Origin of the sequence: Terrihalobacillus insolitus, assembly GCF_028416575.1 — a bacterium.
GTDB classification, from domain to species: domain Bacteria; phylum Bacillota; class Bacilli; order Bacillales; family Amphibacillaceae; genus Terrihalobacillus; species Terrihalobacillus insolitus.
Genome location: NZ_JAMQKB010000015.1, coordinates 1 through 16803, shown reverse-complemented (window position 1 = coordinate 16803; position 16803 = coordinate 1). Strand labels below are relative to the sequence as shown.

Annotated in this window: 13 protein-coding genes; 2 read left to right on the top strand and 11 right to left on the bottom strand. The window is 35.9% G+C overall.

Annotated elements, in window-relative coordinates; genetic code table 11:
• Positions 1 to 174: 174 nt before the first annotated feature.
• Both NC797_RS13110 and NC797_RS13105 read left to right on the top strand, forming a co-directional pair.
• Positions 175 to 375, top strand: a complete 201-nt coding sequence (locus NC797_RS13110; RefSeq protein WP_272437247.1) for a site-specific integrase — start codon at positions 175 to 177, stop codon at positions 373 to 375.
• Between the two features lie 986 nt (positions 376 to 1361).
• Positions 1362 to 2060: a hypothetical protein gene (locus NC797_RS13105; protein ID WP_272437246.1), complete on the top strand. Its 699-nt coding sequence runs from the start codon at positions 1362 to 1364 to the stop codon at positions 2058 to 2060.
• Between the two features lie 970 nt (positions 2061 to 3030).
• Here the strand turns inward: NC797_RS13105 and pepF are convergent.
• From pepF to NC797_RS13050, 11 genes are all read right to left on the bottom strand, one after another.
• Positions 3031 to 4830, bottom strand: a complete 1800-nt coding sequence (gene pepF, locus NC797_RS13100) for an oligoendopeptidase F (protein ID WP_272437245.1) — start codon at positions 4828 to 4830, stop codon at positions 3031 to 3033.
• Positions 4831 to 4916: 86 nt separating this feature from the next.
• On the bottom strand, positions 4917 to 6113 hold the full coding sequence (locus NC797_RS13095) for a competence protein CoiA (protein WP_272437295.1): 1197 nt from the start codon (positions 6111 to 6113) through the stop codon (positions 4917 to 4919).
• A 109-nt stretch (positions 6114 to 6222) separates the two neighbouring features.
• Positions 6223 to 6894: an adaptor protein MecA gene (gene mecA / locus NC797_RS13090; RefSeq protein WP_272437244.1), complete on the bottom strand. Its 672-nt coding sequence runs from the start codon at positions 6892 to 6894 to the stop codon at positions 6223 to 6225.
• Positions 6895 to 7279: 385 nt separating this feature from the next.
• Positions 7280 to 7675, bottom strand: coding sequence for a transcriptional regulator SpxA (gene spxA / locus NC797_RS13085; protein ID WP_272437243.1), 396 nt, complete (start codon positions 7673 to 7675; stop codon positions 7280 to 7282).
• A gap of 324 nt (positions 7676 to 7999) precedes the next feature.
• Positions 8000 to 8593 (bottom strand): GNAT family N-acetyltransferase, encoded by a 594-nt coding sequence (locus NC797_RS13080; protein ID WP_272437242.1) that lies wholly within the window; start codon positions 8591 to 8593, stop codon positions 8000 to 8002.
• 307 nt (positions 8594 to 8900) lie between these two features.
• Positions 8901 to 10121, bottom strand: a complete 1221-nt coding sequence (locus NC797_RS13075; RefSeq protein WP_272437241.1) for a putative glycoside hydrolase — start codon at positions 10119 to 10121, stop codon at positions 8901 to 8903.
• A gap of 231 nt (positions 10122 to 10352) precedes the next feature.
• Positions 10353 to 11285 carry an ABC transporter ATP-binding protein gene (locus tag NC797_RS13070; RefSeq protein ID WP_272437240.1) on the bottom strand — a complete coding sequence of 311 codons (933 nt, stop codon included), beginning with the start codon at positions 11283 to 11285 and terminating at the stop codon, positions 10353 to 10355.
• Positions 11282 to 12340, bottom strand: a complete 1059-nt coding sequence (locus tag NC797_RS13065; protein WP_272437239.1) for an ABC transporter ATP-binding protein — start codon at positions 12338 to 12340, stop codon at positions 11282 to 11284. Before NC797_RS13065 ends, NC797_RS13070 begins: the two co-directional genes overlap by 4 nt.
• A 16-nt stretch (positions 12341 to 12356) precedes the next feature.
• Positions 12357 to 13502 carry an oligopeptide ABC transporter permease gene (gene opp3C, locus NC797_RS13060; protein ID WP_272437238.1) on the bottom strand — a complete coding sequence of 382 codons (1146 nt, stop codon included), beginning with the start codon at positions 13500 to 13502 and terminating at the stop codon, positions 12357 to 12359.
• Between the two features lie 2 nt (positions 13503 to 13504).
• Positions 13505 to 14434, bottom strand: a complete 930-nt coding sequence (gene opp3b / locus NC797_RS13055) for an oligopeptide ABC transporter permease (protein WP_272437237.1) — start codon at positions 14432 to 14434, stop codon at positions 13505 to 13507.
• 144 nt (positions 14435 to 14578) lie between these two features.
• Entirely contained in the window at positions 14579 to 16282 is a 1704-nt protein-coding gene (locus tag NC797_RS13050; protein WP_272437236.1) for a peptide ABC transporter substrate-binding protein, read from the bottom strand.
• Positions 16283 to 16803: the final 521 nt, after the last annotated feature.

The following is a 16803-nucleotide window of genomic DNA, read 5'->3' as shown; positions in this document are numbered from 1 at the left end:
TATGAAACAAACTCCATGTCTCCATGACGTGGAGTTTTTTATCTGATTTCTGTGGTTAAGCGGACTGAGAAGCGGTTATTTTCAGAAAAAAGCCATCATTTCTTGTAAGTAAGAACGATTTGTCCTGAAATTCCAGAGCATGTTCACTGTCTCTTAATCAGGAAATAAAGGGCTATGAAGTTATACCGACAAGTTATACCCCTAACAGTCATCATGAAAATGCTTGGTCATCAAAGTCTATCAACAACATCGAACTTCCATGCTTTTGCAACGTTAGATATGATTCATGATGCCATGAAGAAAACAAGTCCCGAGGTAGCAGAAGAAGTACTATTTGGAAAAATCAAGATATTAAAAAATCACTTTATAGTCTAGATTAAAAGAAAACACTATGCCGAAAAGTCCATCGCAAACCGTTTGGTTACAGGTGATCAGAAGATTATTCAGCATAATATTTTAATCACCATATGAAGCTTGCAAGAGCTAAGATGTCAATTTTTACGAAAGCAGCAATTGAACTCATTGCCTTGCAATCACAGTGTTATTAACACATTAACCATAAATTACTTACTATTTGGAAACCGACTGAAAAATACATTTTGCGGGAAGCATACGCTAAGCAAAATTTGACAAGCAAATTCATAGGATTTCAAACACTAAGGCAATTGAGAGTATTCAAAAACTTGGTGTTTTAGTTTTTTCTGTCCATAGGTTATTAGATGGGTTATTGAACAATTCTAAAAGGATAAACCATGTAAACCCTTTATTCATAGGATGTTCAGTAATTCCTGATTTTCTGAACAAACCCTTAGCGTATGTTTTCCGCATCTTGCTAGCACAATCCTAATAAATAAGTACCCTTTTTCTGGTATTATATTAAGATCTGCTTTGTTCAAAATCGGGACTAAAGATTCACATAACTTGAAAATAGACTTTTACAATAAGGATAAATAACTATTTTATTAATATTTTAAAATAGTTATTTTTTCTCGTATTTTCCAAAGTTTAAGACGTTTCCCGATAAATGAACTAAAATATAATTATATTTTAGTCTTTCTTACGTCTTCTCCAACTTAAATACGTATTTATCGCAGATATAACTATTAAAACTATCAAAAGAATATTAGTTGTTTCTTGAGTACTTGCCAAATTATCTATAGAGTTTGAAATTGATTCATATGAATAGCGTGTCACATCCTTCAACTCTTGGATTCTATTAATAAATTTGTTAATATATTGGGTTTCCAACTGAACCACTCCTTAAAAAGTTTGTACTACGATTTTACACAAAAAATCTGTTTTTGACAAAATTAGTTTTTTGTTATATTATAAAACTATCAAATTGTTAAGAAGTGGTAAATATGTTAAAAGTATCAAGAAAAAAACTATCTTTATTTTTGGTTGCCACATTGCTAGTTTCATTGTTTATCCCTGGAATGGCTAATGCACAGGGGAAATCAGAATCCAAGGTAAAATTGAAGAGCTTGTTCATTACTATCCCTTATGAAAAGTCTGAAGTTAATATAGCAAAAGATGAAGATGAAAACAGTGCAGAGATTAAAGTATATGATAAAAAATCTGGGGAACTTTTAAAAACATATGGTGAAGTTATAACTCCTGATAACCAAGTTAAAAGTAATATGTTGATGGCTTCAGATTACCAAGCTACCTCTGGCTCATATTACATATCAAATATTTACGAAGATAAAGCAGTAGGTCCAGTAGAATCAAGATTATATACTTCATTAAGAATTTATTCTTATGGTTCATTCCGCCAAATAAACGAGGTACTAGATACTTATTGGTCAGAAGCAAGTTCTGGAAATTGGTATCATGAGAATGAACATTCTAATTCAATTTCAACATCAGGTAGTTGGCCTACTACTGAAATCATGACTTCTGGTACAGCCACAGTTACGATAAAAACAACATCGAGTACATCCGGTGAATTTTCTATAGATGCTCTTCAGCAAGTTGGTTTTACAGTATCCCAAACTACTTCGACCGACTATTATGCTAGAGATGAAGTTAGTATAAGTTACACTTATTCTTTATACTAAAATTTGAAAATAAGAAATTATTATTTAACCGTATCATTAATGATACGGTTTTTATATTAACTTAATCCTATGAATTTGTTTTGAATTTTGCTTAACATATGTTTTCCGCAAAATATTGGTGAAAATCAGTTTAAAGTCTGGATTAATCTGAACAAAGTATTTCATATTCCGAACTAACGTGAAAAAATTTGCACATTAGTTCAGATTTCCTGGAATAATTTAAAAATAGGATGCTGAAATAATGTGCTCGTTTTCAACATTTACTACAATATACACATTCTTATAGTAGCATATATAATCACAGGACCCTATTTGCTATAAACAGGCTATTTGCGGCTAATTTTTTGACAATTGGTAGCCTCTCATTCCCCTAAACTTACCAAAACCATAGATTTTTGCCGAATAGAGGCTTCTGAGACCGCTACAAATACTGATCGGACTGAGAAGCCGCTATTTTAAGAAAAAGAACTATTCCCACTCCTATACAAAAACAAAGAAGGATACACCAAAAAGGTATATCCTTCTAATTTATATGTCATAAGACAAAGGGGGATGAGAGAAAAGTTTCACGGTTAAACAAAGGGGTTTGTTTGTGAATTATCTCACGTTTATACTATAACAAGGAACAATGATGTGATCAACTATTTTGTTCATTAGTTCACAAAAATGTCAAACTTCTAATTATATCTATTCATACATAAGTATATATTAAAAACATTTGGGGGTGGAAAGCATGCAAAAATATTTCCCTACATTCTTCCTACTATTGACGATCGTCGCTTTCTTCTTAAATCTTCTTGGATTCATGCGATTAATTCCAATTATTATAACTGTACCATTGTTATTCGTATCGATTTATTTAACGATATACTCTTTCACGCATCAGAGAGTGTATCGAGGGTCAAGATCGTAATTCCAATTATATACATAAATGAATGTCACATATGTGACATTCATTTATGTCATACTATTATTTTAATAGGTTTTCCATTTGGGTTAATTTCTCTTCAAATACATCTAATGCTGCTAGGATTGGCTTTTTATCAGTCATATCTACTCCAGCTTTCTTCAGTACTTCTATTGGGTAGTCACTACTTCCTGCTTTTAAGAAGTTTACATAGCGCTCTACCGCAGGATCTTTTTCATCTAGTATTTGGTTGGCAAGAGCTGTTGCAGCAGCATATCCCGTCGCATACTGGTACACATAATAATTGTAGTAGAAATGTGGAATTCTTGCCCATTCTAAGCCAATTTCTTCATCAACAATCACATCATCGCCAAAGTATTTTTTGTTTAATTCGTAGTAAAGCTCTGTCAAGCGATCTGATGTTAGTGCTTCTCCTTCTTGCATGAGTACATGTACACGGTGCTCAAACTCTGCGAACATGGTCTGCCGGAATACTGTTCCACGAAAGCCTTCTAAGAAATGATTAAGTAGGAACAATTTTTCTTTCTCATCCTCTGTATGTTTGACCAAATAGTCATTTAATAAAGCTTCATTACATGTAGAAGCTACTTCCGCAACAAAAATCGAATAGTTGCCATAACGAAACGGCTGATGCTTTCTTGAATAATAACTGTGCATAGAGTGACCTAATTCGTGGGCAAGTGTAAACACGTTGTTTAAATTGTCCTGCCAATTTAACAAAATATACGGGTTCGTACCATAAGCACCCGATGAATATGCGCCACTTCGCTTTCCTTTGTTTTCTTCAACATCAATCCAACGGTTCTCAAGTCCTTCCTTCAAAATTGAGATATATTCTGATCCAAGTGGCTCTAATCCTTTTACTACATACTCTTTTGCTTCATCGTAGTTTATCTTCATCTTTACATCTTTCACAAGTGGTGTATACAGATCATACATATGAAGCTCCTCTAACTGTAAAACCTGTTTTCTTAAGGCTACGTATCTGTGCAGTAGTGGTAATCGTTCATTTATTGCCTCGACAAGATTGTCATATACTGTTTCAGGAATATTATTACCATTAAGCGCCGCATGACGTGCAGAATTATAGTTTCGTGCTTTCGCGTAAAAATTATCCTTTTTAATTGCCCCAGTCAGTGTAGAAGAGAATGTGTTTTTAAAGTTACCAAATGTGTCGTACATTGCTTTAAATGCATCTCTTCTGACTCGCTGGTCGTCGGATTCTAAGAAATTAATGTAACGGCCATGCGTTAATTCAATTTCTTCCCCCTCTTCGTTTTTAACAGTAGGGAATGTTAAATCCGCATTGTTTAACATCCCAAACGTCTGGGATGCATTGTCAGTCACCTCTGAAACTTCGGCTAGCAATTCCTCTTCTTTTTCACTAAGAATATGTGGGCGCTGCCGGGTAATTTCATTTAAAGTATGTTTGTATGGTTCTAGCTTTTTATTATTGTTAACGTATTCCTGTAGCTTTTGTTCATCGATCGATAGAATCTCAGGAACAATAAAGCTCGTTGCACTTGACAGCTGCGTAATTAGTTTCTCCGCTTTCGCATTCATTCCTTGGTAAAATGAATTCGTTGTATCTTGATCATAGCGCATATGTGCATACGTATAAAGCTTTCCAAGTCGCTCTGACACCTCGTCCTGAAGCTGTAGTAGATCGTATAACTGATCAGCTGATCCAGCAAGTTTTCCTTGATACTGTCCAAATGATGGGATTTTTTCTTTTAAGGCTTTAAGTTCCTGCTCCCATTCTTCCTCTGATTCAAAAATGTCTTCTAGTTTCCAAGTCTTTTCAACGGAAATCTCTTCCCGTTTTGGCAATGCTTTTGGCAAAATAAATCCTCCTTTTTTCTATATACCCATTATTTCTTTATAAAAGATAAAATCCCTTTTTATTTGTCCTACTTTTTCTATTATATCTAAAATGTTACATAAACATTCGCGTCGTTTTGTACGAGCAATTGTTCCATTAGTGCATTGTCATCCTGAATTGCTTTTTCAACCTGTTTTGGATAATCGATCTGTTTGATTTTTTGAAAATGAAAACTGGAAGTCGGTTTAATATATTCCAGTTTGGTAAGGAGATGCAAGTAGGAATCAATTGCATTAGGAATTTGTTGTATCAATGGGAAACGCGAAGGAGGATAGAATAACTGTTTTAAAAGCGCATAACAATTGTTTCTTGTGAAAATAGCACCTACTGGTAAGACTTCAATTAATTCCACTACAAGTTTACTCTGCCATAACCAGGGAGGTACTTTCGCTTGAAGCTGACCTCTTGTAGGTAGATGTGTAATTGAGGGCAGTAGGACTGGGTGCAAATTTTTTTGATATAATATACCTCTCCATTTTCGCTCCATTTTAGAAGGATAAGGACTGTATCTTGTTCTTTGTGTGTATTTTTCCCACTGCCAATGTGCGAGTAATTGTGTTTGATTCCATGTCTTTTTTTGAAAAAGGTCGAGAAAAGATAGATGATGAAGATGCTGAAAGGAGATGATTCCAAATGATTTTTTCTTTCCTGTGCAAATAATATCTTGAAAAAAAGATAGCTTATTTGAATTTGGACAATAGAAATACATCGTAAGGGGAAAACCCGAAGTAAATTGATGAATAAACAGACGGTCGTTTTCATGGAGGGAAAGGGTGTTTCCATCTAGCCGATTCATTCTGTTTCCACCTAAGATCCAAATCGGATGGATGTTACATTTTTTATACCCAATATTTCTTTTCTTAAATGTTTCTGCTGGAATTCTTGCGCATTGGTATTCTATTGCGATGCGTTTGTTTTGAATAGAGAGTAGTAAATCGGGGCGTTGTTGAATGGAGGGCAGAAAAGGTTCTAGTTTCGTATGAATCCCTTGCGCTTTTATCCATTCATACAGCTTTAGTTTCCCTCGTTCGTGGTATTCTCCCTCTCCGCCACCTTTTTCAGAGCATGCACTCCTAGGTAAATGTGCAAAATGCGGGACCATTTTGCCTCCAGATTTTATTACTACCCTTTCCTTGCAAACAGGACAGTAAAAAAGACCTTTCCGTTTATGGCGTACGATCGTTTCCTGATCTAAACTAAATAGGCTAACTACATTGTTCAACGTGTCATGTGCTTGTAGCATACTTGTCAAGCTCACCTCCCCTTTATTTATTCTCTATGAGAGGGAGGAAATCCTGCTTCAACCTACACTTTTTCATATAAAAAAAAGGCATTCTGTTGGGGAATGCCTTTTACTTTTGCGGGAAATGTTCTTTTATTTGTGTTAATGCATCTTCTTCAAAAATTGTTTTCCCGTATTCTTCGATTCTGAAAATGGACAATGGTGATTCCTCGCCAAATTCAAGAAGCTGACTGAGCAGGTCTTCCTGTTTTTCATCATCCAATTCTTCGTTTTCAAATTCTACATATAAATAGTATCGATCTTCAAAATGATAAAGACCATTGAACATCCCTTCCAACGTCGGAAAGTAATGACTCAACTGAATGACATTTTCAAAATCCTGGAATCGAACAAGGAAACTAATGCTTTGATCATCATCCAGTTCATTTTCCTCTTCTGAGCCAAACTTTTGATCGAGTAACGACTCAATTTTTTCATCAACGGGCATATCAATTGTTTTGCCAGAATCCATTGGCAATTCTAAATTTTGTCCGTCCTTTGATAGTTGTGCTTTCGTAACGATAATTTCTAGACCCTTATCTAGAGCCTGTACTTGTATCCATAATGGTCCTTCTATAGTAAACTCTTCTTTATGGTTAACTTCTTCCATCATTTGCCAAAATAATTGTTCGCTTCTCTCTCGGTTATACCAAATTTCTTCCCGGTCAAAGCCACGATCTTCAATATCTATATAAGAAATATAGAACTTAACCGTGTTTTCATTAATTCTTTCAATTTCCATACATATCTCTCCCTTCTAAAAATGGTTAGGTGGAAGGGATAACTTCACCTATATGCTACCATATAAAGAACTTTGGGTAGATCGAGCCAATTTTCTACCTCTCTTACTCCTATTTTATGATAACAAATCAATTTTTGAAAACCGAAATGCCTACAAACTAAAAAATGATAACTTTGCCTAAAGATTTATAAATTATTGTTAAGTGTTTATTTTAGCTTATTTACCTCCATTTGTCATCAAAAAAACGCACAAAATGAAAAGAGAATTATTAACAGTTATACACATACAAGAAACAAAGGGCTAAAATATTCATGCTTTGAAGTGATACCCGAAATGATAGTAAAAAACGCAGATCCAATTGTAGAAATGATCTGCGCTTTATCAACTAATTCACCATTCTTTGTGCTTCTCTAAGCTGAAATGTCCGAACTGTTCGAGGAAGAAAACGTCTAATTTCATCTTCATTATAACCAACCTGAAGACGCTTTTCATCTAGAATAATTGGACGGCGAAGCAAGCCAGGATTGTCTTGGATAAGATTAAATAGGTCTTTTAAAGGTAACTGATCTAAATTCATATCCAATTTTTGGAATACTTTCGACCTTGTAGAAATAATTTCGTCCGTTCCATCTTCCGTCATACGTAGAATTTCTTTAATTTCATCTAACGAAAGAGATTCAGAGAAAATATTTCTTTCTCTAAAAGGAATATCGTGCTCTTCTAGCCATGCTTTCGCTTTACGGCATGATGTACAACTTGGTGAGGTATAAAGTGTTACCATATGAACTCCACTCCTCATATACAAATGTGGTATTTAAACAAATCATGAACATTGAAGATTTTATTAAATTAAAATTACTTTAATTTACCCTCTTCTATGTACAAGTATACTATAATTGTCAAGCCATGAATACCCTATTACGACGATTAAAACCAATGAAAACCCTTTCATCGTGCATTTTTTATTAAATTTATGTAACTACACTTACGATACCCTATTCATTATCAATTAAACCTTTTTTATTAAAAAAGTTGATAATATTTTCACAAATAACTGTTTTTCCTTAAGTGCTAATCCCCCCTTTAAATTGGGGGGCCAAACATCCTATGCCTTTTCTGTTTCGTTCAGTCCATTAAAAATGTTGTTAGAATTTAGGTTATCATCATAAGTTAATACCTCTTCAACTGGTTGGTAGGATTTTCCGTATAATTCCTTATCTTTGTATGTGTGGATATCTTCATACATCGTTTTCATTTTTTTATAAATTTCTTCCTCAGACTCTTCTTCAGGGGACCAATACAAGATTTCAAGTGGTGTTTCCTCATTCGTTGCTAAAGATCGCCGATTATAACCAATCGATTGTGCATGTACAAAGCCTTCACGCTGGTAAAAACGTAGCCGCTTTTCTGTATCTGTTTCTTCATAATCAACAGGCTCCACTTCAAGGATGATCGGTTTTTCCTTTGATTTAAGTTTTTCAATTAGTTTGTGGCCTAATCCTTGTCCACGCGCGTCTGCAGAAACATATACATAATCGATAAATAGAAACGATGGGAACTCTGCATACATCATGACATGGTTAGAACCCTCATCCTTATAATAGACGTCTCCTTTTTCTTGTAAAAGCATTTCCATATGTTTTTTTGATTTCATTTCTTCTACTGGGAAATATTTGTTTAACTTTTCATACCAATTCATTGATCTACTCCTTTTTTGTTCGAATTGCGTAAAGCATACTCTGTTATTATAACGAAAAGATACACACATGTTAACTTTTGCTAAAGATTGTATGTTTACGTTTTCCAAAGCAAGAACATTTATAATGACTCTTTTCTATCATTAACAGAAATATTTGGATTCATTCCTTATTATTTGGCTTAATAAGGACTTTTTGAAGTAAAATATATATGGCAAATTAAAAGTGGGGTTCAAAAAGTACGAAATAACACAGAAATATCGTCCAAAAAAAAGCACACCTATCATAATAACAGGCGCGCTTTCTAATTCATTCATCTAATGGTGTATAATCTACGTTTGGCGTGTAGTTATTACCTGGATTCCATAACAAAAATTCGTTAATTCCATTTTCGTTTAATGCTTTAATTTGTGCTTCTACTTCTTTTTTCCCATACTCTTTTGCAGGACCTGAATAGAGCCATGGTGCTTCAAAATCTTGAATCCATGGTCTGGATGTCGGTGGGTTTTGTAGTTTTCCTAACACTTGATTTTCGACTTTTGCATATTCCGTTACTAAGCGATATGGTTCTTTGTCAGGAAAATCAATCCCAAAATAGGATGTCCAATGGCTAGGGTAGATCATCGAAGAAATAACGTCTACATTACTAGATATTTTACTGAAATTTTGACCAATTCCTGGTGCTTCTTTGATGGTTGCGGAATAACCAAAAATATCAACGGCCACGTCTACATCATAATACTCAAGCTCTTTTTTTGCATACGCAACAAAATCAGTAACCGCTGCAACCCTTTTTTGAATTGGATTTAAATCCTCATTTTCATAATCGCCAAGATCATAAGAAAGTTCCTTATCACGGCGTTCAAAGCCTTCAGGGAAACGAACATAATCAAATTGTATTTCTTGGAAGCCTAGTTCTGCAGCCATTTTAGCTATTTCGACATTGTATTGCCAAACTTCTTTTTGGAATGGACTTACAAATGCCTCCCCTTTTCCATTAGTCCATACTTTTCCATCTTTCGTAAATGATAGATCTGGTCGTTTTTTTGCTAAGAATGAATCTTTAAACACAACAACTCTCGCAATTGGATAAATGCCTTTATCTTCTAACGTTTTTATCATTTCCCTTGGATTATCAATAAAATTTTGTGCAGTTTCTGCATAAGGCGAATCTGTATCTGGTTTAAACGTTAAATTACCAAAATCCTCCTTGATATCAATAACCATTGCATTGAGATCTGTTGATTCAACTAAGTCCAGAAGTTTTGTAAATCTGCTTCCTCCAGCAGACGGTCCCGTAACGTAAATCCCTCGAACAGCGTCAGGGTAATCAAAGGATACCCCTGAGTCATAAGAGAATCGCTTGATTTTTTCTGGGAGCTTATAGGACTCAAGTGCTGTCATTTTTCCCGAGTGCTTACGAAAGGTATTTTTTTCCGATTTTGCAGCATTGGCAGTGCTTACCGGAAGAATCAAACCAAGCAGGAGAATACCTAGAACCATAAAAATCGCAAGTTGTTTTCTCTCCATCACCATCAAACTCCCCATTTATTCGTTATCCAAACCCAAAATAATTCCTATCCTTATTATAAAAGAAATCGATTTATAATGGGAGAACTTTTTGTAGGTCTTTGTTGGTTTTTGTCATTACTTCTACTCTAAATGTTCTTCAAAAGTCATCGTGTAAAAAAATTACCCATGTCTTAGACAAGGGTAATGATAGTATTAGTATATTATTTTTAACATTATTTATGACCGAGCTTATTTAGCCAAATCTTGCTTGTATTGTTCAAATTCCTTTGAAGTACACAACACCCAGTGACGAGGGCGAATTTCTCTAAACTCAGGTTCCTCGCTTGAGTCATGGTTCGTTGGGTCATAGGAAATTCTTTTACGGTTACGTTCATAATCTGGATCTGGTAACGGAATAGCTGACAACAATGATTTCGTGTATGGATGAACGGCATTTTTATATAGTTCATCACTGTCAGCAAGTTCGACAAGCTTACCAGCATACATGACCCCAGTTCGATCACTAATATATTTTACCATGGAAAGGTCATGAGCAATAAAAAGATACGTCAACTTCTTTTCGGCTTGTAATTTTTTCAGTAAGTTCACGACTTGAGCTTGAATGGAAACGTCAAGTGCTGATATTGGCTCATCTGCGATAATAAATTCAGGATCGACTGCGAGTGCTCGTGCAATTCCTAAACGCTGTCTCTGCCCACCACTAAATTCGTGTGGATATCGGGTTGCATGTTCCTTATTCAGTCCAACTGTTTCTAATAATTCATATACCTTATTTTTACGATCCTTCTCATTTTTTGCTAACCCGTGAACGTCAATCCCTTCAGCAATAATATCCATTACTGTCATCCTGGGGTTTAAAGAGGAATATGGGTCTTGAAAGATCATTTGCATTTGTCTATTGAACTTTTTTAGTTCTTGTTTACTTTTCTTTCCTTGTACATTTTCACCTTTAAATAAAACTTCGCCATCCGTAGCATCATATAACTTAATGATCGTTCTACCCGTAGTAGATTTCCCACAGCCTGATTCACCTACAAGACCAAAGGTTTCTCCTTTGTATATGTCAAAATTTAATCCGTCTACAGCTTTTACAATACTCTTTCTTCCTGCTTTAAAATATTGTTTTAATCCTTTTACTTCGACTAATTTCTCTTGGCTCACTGTTCATCACCTTTCGGGCCACTAGCTGTGGAAGCGATTCCCCTCATTCTTTTCTTCACGGATGCCGGTGGTTCAATGTTAGGGGCATACTCATGAAGCAACCAAGTTGCAGCGAAATGTGTTTCTGACACTTGGAACATTGGCGGTTCTTCTTTGAAATCAATCTCTAAGGCAAATTGATTTCTCGATGAAAAAGCATCCCCCTCTGGAGGGTTTAATAAATCAGGAGGTGTACCAGGAATTGCGAAAAGCTCTGCTTCTTCACTATCAAGTGTAGGCATAGAGCCCAACAATCCCCAAGTGTAAGGATGTTTAGGATTATAAAACACATCATCGACTGAACCAATTTCCACTATTTTTCCTGCGTACATAACTGCAACACGATCGGCAACATTTGCAACCACGCCTAAATCATGTGTAATGAAGATAATAGACGTATCCATTTCCTTTTGAATATCTTTCATCAAATCCAAAATTTCCGCCTGAATTGTCACATCTAGTGCAGTTGTAGGCTCATCTGCGATCAACACCTTTGGATTACATGCTAGCGCAATCGCAATGACGACACGCTGACGCATTCCGCCAGAAAATTGATGTGGGAATTGGTTAACTCTTAACTCTGGATTTGGAATTTGAACAAGGTGAAGCAGTTCAATTGCCCGTTTCTTAGCTTGTCCTCTACTCATTTTTTGGTGTTTGATTAAGCTTTCCATAATCTGATTCCCAACCTTCATCGTTGGGTTTAAGGACGTCATCGGATCCTGGAAAATCATCGAAATATCTTTCCCACGGAGTTTTTGCATTTGTTTATTAGATTGTTTTACAAGATCCATTCCTTCAAACAAAATTTCTCCCTCTTTAATATAACCATGCGGTTTTGGAAGCAACCTCATGAGAGCTTTCGTTGTCACGGATTTTCCTGAGCCTGACTCCCCAACGATTGCTAAGGTTTCCCCTTTTTTTAAGTTAAAATTCACACCTCGAACAGCTTGAACCTCACCATTGTGGGTGTCAAATGATACTTTCAAATTTTTCACTTCTAACATGTTTTCCATTCTTACACCTACCTTCCTAATCATGCATTTTAGGGTCAAATGCATCCCTAAGTCCGTCAGCTAATATGTTAAAGGCAATCATAATAATCGATATTAATATCGCTGGAAAAACGAGCATATATGGGTAAATCTGCAATGATTTGAACCCACTTTCAATTAGCGTACCTAGTGAGGCCTCAGGAGGAGCTAAACCTAACCCAATAAAACTTAAGAAAGCTTCAAAAAAGATAGCACTTGGGATCGTAAACATCGTGTTGATGATAATTAATCCTGTTACATTTGGAATAAGATGCCTCATAATAATCTTACGGTCAGGTGAGCCCAATGTTCTAGACGCAAGCACAAATTCTTGATTCTTTAGTTTGAGAACTTCGCCGCGTACTATCCTCGCCATTCCGATCCAACCTGTTATCGTTAAGGCAATGGTGATGGATATTATTCCAGGTTTAAGAATAATAATCATTAAGATCACAACTACCAAGTTCGGTATTCCAATTAGAATTTCAATAATTCGTTGCATGACGTTGTCAACACGACCACCATAATAAGCAGAGATCCCACCATAGGCCACCCCGATTACAAGGTCTATAGCCGCTGCAAGAAATGCAATGTAAAGGGAAATTTTAGTCCCTTGCCATGCCCGAGTCCACTGATCCCGTCCAAGTGAATCCGTACCAAACCAAAAATACGATTCTTCCATATCCTTTGCTTCATAAATTCGATAAGTAGCATCGACTTTAGCCGAATCTTTTGTGCCATTACCCTCGTTTTTAATCTCTATATCTATAAATTCCTCATTGCCACCATAGCGCGATAATGCGTTTTGTGTTGCTTCTTCTACAGTGGCTCCTTCAAAGGTACCACTGAGCGTTCCAGCAAAGCCTAGCCAACTAATATCTTCAAACAACTGTATACGAGCTGGCATTTTCGCCCTGGATAAATCTTGATCATCGTACCCATAGTCGTTCATTTTAGGCCCAATAAAACTCATGATGATAATGACAAGTAGAGCTACTATTGACACCATTGCTGGAATATTCCTTAATAAGCTTCTAGTTGCATCCTGCAGAAAGGTTGTGCTAGGTCTCGATATTTTATCAACATCGTCATTTTGTTTTTCTTTAAGAACGAATAAATCTTTTGACAACCGATTATTATCCACTACTACTTGTCACCTCCTGCTAGTCTAATCCTTGGATCAATTACTCCATAGAGGAGATCAATAATTAAAATAATGACAACGAATAAAAACGCAAAAAGTAGCGTTGTTCCCATAATAACTGGAAAGTCATTTGTCATAACTGAAGAAACAAACTGTTCACCTAATCCAGGCACAGCAAAAATTTGTTCAATAACTAATGTTCCTGTCATAAGTGACACTGCCAATGGCCCAATTATAGTAACTAAAGGAATCAGGGCATTTCTGAGACCATGTTTAAACACGACACCTAATTCGTTAACCCCTTTAGCTCTGGCAGTTGTGATATAATCAGACCCTAAAACTTCAAGCATCTCTGTTCTTGTGAATCGTGCAGCCGTAGCCAACGGGAATATCATTAATGCTATGGATGGCAGTATGGAGTATTCAAATCCATCCCATAGAGCTACTGGTAACCACCCTAGCTTTACACCGACAAAATACTGCAATAATCCAGCAAATACGAAAGAAGGGATTGACTTACCCATAACTGCTACAAATGTTGAACCGTAATCAAGAAATCCAGTATGGTTGATAGCAGCAAGTAGCCCTAGTAAGATGCCTAGAATTGTCCCTATTACTAATGCTTGTACACCCAGTTGAGCAGAAGGCCCAATCCTGTTCATTAAAATTTGAGTTACACCACGATTATCAAATTGAAATGAAATACCTAGATCCCCTTGGACAAGTCTACCCAAATAATTTACGTATTGTATTGGTTCTGGATCATTCAAACCGTATTTTTCAAGAATTATTTCTCTTTGCTCTTCAGATAACTTATCTTCAGCAGTTAATGGAGTTCCTGGTAGAAGTTTCATTAAGAAGAATGAAATCGTCGCAATTAAAAACAGTGTAATTAACAAATAAAAAATTCTTTGCATGATATATCGCGCCATTCAAGCACCTCCTATACCTTTATCGCAACAATTTGAATTGTATAATTTTTTGATGAAACAGGAAAGAGAGTATACGCCAACTTCTGTGGACATACACTCTCTCATCCTAACGAGCTAGCCTATATAGTTAGAAAACAGGAACTATTATTTTTCTATATAAGCAAATTTGTAACTGTATTCAGGACCAATTAAGTTCTTGAAAACATCTTTCACATATGGCTTCCAAAGCTGTGCTACACCTTCTTGATACATAGGAGCAATTGCAGCTTCTTCCTGAATAAGTAATTTTTCCATATCTAAGAATGTTTGGAAACGTTCGTTTGGTTTTTGGGCAAGCTCATTATTCGCTTTTTCTAACATAGAATCATACTTATCACTAGAGAATCCCATTTTATTATTCGCACCATCCGTGACCCACATATTTAACCATGTATTTGGATCTGCGTAATCAGGTACCCAGCCTGCCGCTTGAATATCATAATCCATTGCTGTATCTAAACGAAGACGCTCTTTAAATGGAACTTGCTTTATATCAAGTGATAACCCTTCAAGATTTGTTTCCAACTGGTTTTTCATAAAAGCACTGATATTTGTAGATGTTTCCGTATCACCAGTTAAATATTCAAGAGTTACACTATCTGTTCCTAATTCATCTAAACCTTTTTTCCAGTATTCTTTCGCTTTTTCTACGTCATAAGGTAAAAGATCCCCATTTATTTCGCGGAAATCTTCACCAGAATCAGGGTCAGAAACGAACTTTTTCGCTACTAGACCTCCAGCTGCAATAGATCCATTGTTCAGTATTGTACTAGCAATTCCTTCTTTATCAAAGGCAGTTGCAAGTGCTTTACGAATATTAACGTTCGCAAGAGCTTCATTTCTAGTTTGGTTGAACTTCAAATAAAATACCCCAGGATTTAACACTGTTTTAAATTCTTCATTACTTCTATACTGATCAACAAAGTCCGCAGTTAAACCAGTACGATCTATTTGGTCATTATTGTACAAATTAACGTTTGTTGGAACGTCTTTTGTAACTTTAACATCGATTGTTTCAAGTTTTACCGTATCACTATCCCAATAATCTTCATTTTTCTTAAGAACCCAGCCTTCACCATGGTTCCATTCTGACATTACAAATGCACCATTAAAAACAAGTGTATCAGCTTCAAGGCCAAATTGATCGCCTTGTTCTTCAACAAAGCTTTGATTCATTGGATAGAAAGTTGTAAATGTAGCTAACGATTCCATGTATGGAGTTGGTTTTTCTAATTCTACTATAAACGTATAGTCTCCATCAGCTTTTACACCTAGATCTTCTATTGGTAAATCTCCAGATGCTACTTCGTTGGCATTTTTGATTACGCCACCCATCATGTATGGACCATATTCAGACCCTACATCAGGATCTACCGCACGTCTCCAAGAATAAACAAAATCATTTGCTGTAACAGGATCACCATTCGACCAAACAGCATCTTCACGTAGATTGAATGTCCAAGTAAGTGCATCATCGCTCACTTCATAACCTGTTGCTATACCTGGTTCAGGCTCTCCATCTTTACCAACACGATAAAGGCCTTCCATTGTAGCACCTAACCATTGTGATGACACTGTATTCGTTGACAGTTGAGGATCCATAGTTGGAATTTCCGTACTGTCGGTGATACGCAATATTTGTTCTACTTCAGCGGCTTCTTCTCCGCCTTCTTCTGTTGTACCTTCGCTTTCACTTTCAGTATTACCTTCATCTGTTCCTTCGCCTTCTTCTGAACCACCAGAACATGCTGCAAGAAACACGCTTAGTACTAAGGCTAGTACAAGCAAAAGCCAATTTTTCTTTCTCATGAAGAAACGACCTCCCCTAATTGAATTTTCTAAATCTTTACGCAGATGTAACATCCACAATTCGAATTATACAAGTTTTCTCAACTGTTTGCATTAGTTTTTTTAAATATTTTTCATGAAACCGCTTAAACATTACGTTCTGATTACGCAAATTAGTACTTTATACCTATAAAATGAAAGTAGAATCTACAGTCAAAGCACTATATATTCGTCAAATTATGCTTATTTAATATCCGTATTGAGAAATATAGCACCTTTTATCTTTTTACGGGCGAGAAGACCCCCACTTCCATTATGTGAAGGTGGGTAACACCAATAATAAGTGGGGGATGAATCGCCCCACCGAAGGAGATGAAATTTCTTGACTTAGAACATTTGTTCTGATAAAATTTAATTATGAAGGGAAAGGAGAATGGCGATGGGCACAAAAACGTACTTCTCTAATCGAGTCTATAAAAACAAGATAGCCGTTACATATGTCAACGCCATTACGGATGTTCTTGTTAACTTCAATCGTGCCA

What these genes read in the sequence shown, in the direction of transcription:
- NC797_RS13095 (WP_272437295.1), bottom strand. Translation starts at nt 6,113, where the DNA reads ATGCTACAAGCACATGACACGTTGAACAATGTAGTTAGCCTATTTAGT.
- NC797_RS13080 (WP_272437242.1), bottom strand. Translation starts at nt 8,593, where the DNA reads ATGAATTGGTATGAAAAGTTAAACAAATATTTCCCAGTAGAAGAAATG.
- NC797_RS13065 (WP_272437239.1), bottom strand. Translation starts at nt 12,340, where the DNA reads ATGGAAAACATGTTAGAAGTGAAAAATTTGAAAGTATCATTTGACACC.
- NC797_RS13075 (WP_272437241.1), bottom strand. Translation starts at nt 10,121, where the DNA reads ATGGAGAGAAAACAACTTGCGATTTTTATGGTTCTAGGTATTCTCCTG.
- mecA (WP_272437244.1), bottom strand. Translation starts at nt 6,894, where the DNA reads ATGGAAATTGAAAGAATTAATGAAAACACGGTTAAGTTCTATATTTCT.
- NC797_RS13110 (WP_272437247.1), top strand. Translation starts at nt 175, where the DNA reads ATGAAGTTATACCGACAAGTTATACCCCTAACAGTCATCATGAAAATG.
- opp3b (WP_272437237.1), bottom strand. Translation starts at nt 14,434, where the DNA reads ATGGCGCGATATATCATGCAAAGAATTTTTTATTTGTTAATTACACTG.
- NC797_RS13105 (WP_272437246.1), top strand. Translation starts at nt 1,362, where the DNA reads ATGTTAAAAGTATCAAGAAAAAAACTATCTTTATTTTTGGTTGCCACA.
- spxA (WP_272437243.1), bottom strand. Translation starts at nt 7,675, where the DNA reads ATGGTAACACTTTATACCTCACCAAGTTGTACATCATGCCGTAAAGCG.
- NC797_RS13050 (WP_272437236.1), bottom strand. Translation starts at nt 16,282, where the DNA reads ATGAGAAAGAAAAATTGGCTTTTGCTTGTACTAGCCTTAGTACTAAGC.